The organism is Altibacter lentus, assembly GCF_000746845.1.
GTDB lineage: Bacteria > Bacteroidota > Bacteroidia > Flavobacteriales > Flavobacteriaceae > Altibacter > Altibacter lentus.
Genome location: NZ_JPZT01000007.1, coordinates 1 through 3,453 on the forward strand (window position 1 = coordinate 1; position 3,453 = coordinate 3,453).

Here is a 3,453-nt window from a genome sequence, read left to right on the forward strand (position 1 = left end):
GCCACTCCCACTCCTTTAGAGGTTTGTGATGACAACAACGATGGTTTTGCTGATTTCACGTTAACTGACAAGGATCTTGAGATCGCCAATGGTGAGACGGATGTTACGGTGCTCTACTACCAGACCCAGGCTGAGGCTGAGGCTGGTGTTTCCGGCACTGAGTTGCTGAGTCCTTATACGAATGATGATCCTTTTACTGATGTTGTTTGGGCTCGTGTCACTCGTATAGTGACGCCTCCCAGTACTTCTCCTGCCTGTTACAGTGTTGTTGCTTTGGATCTTATTGTGAACCTTCTGCCGGATGCGCCTGTCTCCGGTTTTGGGGATCTTATCTCTTGTGACACTACCGGTGGAGGCAGTGCGGTGTTCAATTTAGAAGACAACACGCCTTTTGTAACGGGCGGGACCCAGCTTCCTCCGGATTACAGTGTGAGCTACCATACGAGTTTTGCCGATGCCGATGGGGGCATCAATGCCATTATCAATACCACTGCTTATACCAGTGGCGGTGAGACGATCTGGGTACGTTTGCAGGAGAATGCCACGGGTTGTGGTCGTATCAGTTCCTTTGATCTGATCGTTGGGGTGTACCCCCTCATTAATGACCCTGCGGATAAGGCGGTGTGTGATGATCAGGCCAGTGGCAGTGATACGGATGGTGTGACGCTCTTTGATCTTACGTCTTACAATTCAGAGATCACGGGCTTTAACCCGGATCTTACGGTATTTTATTACGAGACCCCTGCCGATCAGGCTGCGGGTACGGCCATTAGTCCCGCCACTTCGTACGCCAATACGGCTACCCCTCAGACGTTGTATGTGAGTGTGTTCAACAGCACGGGCTGTGAGGCACGCACGACCCTTACCATTTCGGTGCTTCCGGTCCCTGTGGCGGCAGACCCTACCCCTTTGGTGGTGTGTGATGATGACAATGACGGGATCGCGTTGTTCGATCTTACGAGCAAGGATGCTGAGATCACCTCTGCCATGGGTGCTACGGTGACCTATCATGAGAGCCAGAGCGATGCCAACAATGGTGTGTTCCCTATCTCGAGTCCTTATCAGAACATTGTGGCCAATGTACAGCCTGTATGGGCGCGTGTGGCCTTCACCCAGGCCCCTAACACCTCGGGCTGTTATACGGTGGTTACCTTCGACCTTATTGTAAATCCGTCCCCTTTGGTACCCAACAGTCTTCCTTCCCTGGTGGCCTGTGATCAGGGGACCACTTCGGTCTTTGATCTTACGGTGTATGAGCCAACGCTTTTGGATCTTCAGCCGGTCTCTGATCCTCCTGTGAGCTATAGTTTCAGTTATCATACGAGTTTGGCCAATGCCACGGCGGGCACCCCAATGATCACTACCCCTACGATGTATACCAATACTGTGAACCCTCAGACCATCTGGGTTCGTTTGGAGAGTGGTGGCAACGGTTGTTTTGCCATTGTGAGTTTTACACTTCAGGTCAATACGGGTCCCTTGGCGAACGCTCCCACGCCTTTGTCAGAGTGTGATGACCTTGGGGAGCCTAATGACGGGGTCACCCTCTTTGACCTTACTGCCAAGAGTGATGAGATCACGGGCGGCGCTGCAGGTGTAGAGGCTTATTATTACGAGAGCCAGCAAAACGCATTGGACGATGAGAACCGCATTGTCCCTGCCACGGCCTATGCCAATACGAGTAATCCTCAGACGGTGTATGTACGAGTGTTTGATACCAATACGGAGTGTGAGAACTTTACCAGCCTTGAACTTCGGGTGGTTCCTAACCCTCAGCCCAATACGCCGGATCCTATCGAGAAGTGTGACTACACCGATGCTGGGGATGAGAAGGAGTTTTTTGATCTTACCATTCGTGAGGGGCAGATCAGTACCAACCCTAATGTTGTTTTCTCTTACCATGAGAGTTACCAGCAGGCGGTGGACAATGACCCTATTGCGGGTGATATCACCATGTATGAGAATTTGGAGAATCCGCAAACGATCTATGTTCGGGTGACCAACAATGCCAGTGTAGAGGCGTGTTTTGAGATCGTTGAGTTGCTACTTGTGGTCAATGCGCTTCCGGATGCGACAGCTCAGATCAGTGATCTGGTAGTCTGTGAGGTGGACAACGATGGTTTTGCTTTCTTTGATCTTACCGATCGGATCGATGAGATCTTGAACGGTCAGGACCCCCTTATCCATCAGGTTAGTTTCTATGAAACGCCGGGTGATGCAGCTTCGGGAAGCAATCCAATAGGAGATGTGACCAATTACCAGAATGATGGTAGTGTGAGTCCTCCGGGCCAGCCTATCTATGTCGGGATCTTGAACACCCAGACCACGTGTTACATTGCCAGTGAGCAGGACGCTGAGGGGAACTATTCTTTAACCTTCAACCTTCAGGTATTGGAGGGTGTTATTGCCAATGCTCTTAGTGAGCCGTATGTGCTTTGTGACCAGGAGGGTCCCAACGACGGGTATACGGTCTTTGATCTTCCTCTAATTGGTTTGGAGGTCCTTGGAGGCCAGCCTTATGATGTTGATTTTTATGAGAGTCTGGAACAGGCGCAGTTGGGAGATACGGCTAATGCGTTGCCGGATGCCTATACCAATATTATCAATCCGCAAGTGATCTATGCGCGTGTGACGCATCCTGAGACGGGTTGTTTTGATATTACCGAAGTTACCTTAAAGGTGGAGCAGCTACCTTTGGTGGTCTTGGATGAGACCTATCGTCTTTGTGTGGATGCTAATGGGAACCCGATCGATGCTGAGGAAGGGGGCGCTTCCCCGCCTGTGATCGATACGGGTCTGGAGGCTACCCTCTATAGTTTTGAGTGGCAGTTGGATGGGGTGACGCTTTTGGGACAGAACGGTCCCTCGATCATTGCCTTGGAAGGCGGTGTCTATACGGTGATCGTTACGGAGAATGCTACGGGTTGTAGTATGGAGGTCACCACAACGGTGATCGTTTCTTCGCCTCCCATTACCTATAGTGCAGAGGTGACCAGTGGGGCCTTTGCCAGTTCTCATACCATCGATGTGATGGTCACAGGCGATGGTGATTATGTGTTCCAGCTGGACAATGGGCCTTTCCAAGAGGAGAGTACTTTTACCGATGTGGACCCCGGGGTTCATGTGGTGACTATAAAGGATGCCAATGGGTGTGGTAGTGTGAGTTTGGAGGTTAGCATTATTGACTATCCTCGATTTGTCACACCGAATCAGGATGGGTACCACGATACGTGGAATATCATTGGCATTGCCGGTGGTGACCCTACGGCAAAAATTTATATATTTGACAGGTTTGGAAAGCTCTTGAAGCAGATCAGTCCGCAGGGTCCGGGATGGGATGGTACCTATAACGGGAATCCATTACCTTCGAGCGATTACTGGTTCGTGGTGGAATACAAAGAGAACGAAACACAAAAGGAATTTAAAGGCCACTTTACACTAAAACGATAGATC

Annotated in this window: 1 protein-coding gene; it reads left to right on the plus strand. The window is 50.5% G+C overall.

The features are described from left to right. Nucleotides 1-3,450, plus strand: a 3,450-nt coding sequence (locus JS40_RS00010) for a T9SS type B sorting domain-containing protein (RefSeq protein ID WP_034257549.1), incomplete at its 5' end; no start/stop codon positions are given. Between the last annotated feature and the right edge of the window lie 3 nt (nucleotides 3,451-3,453).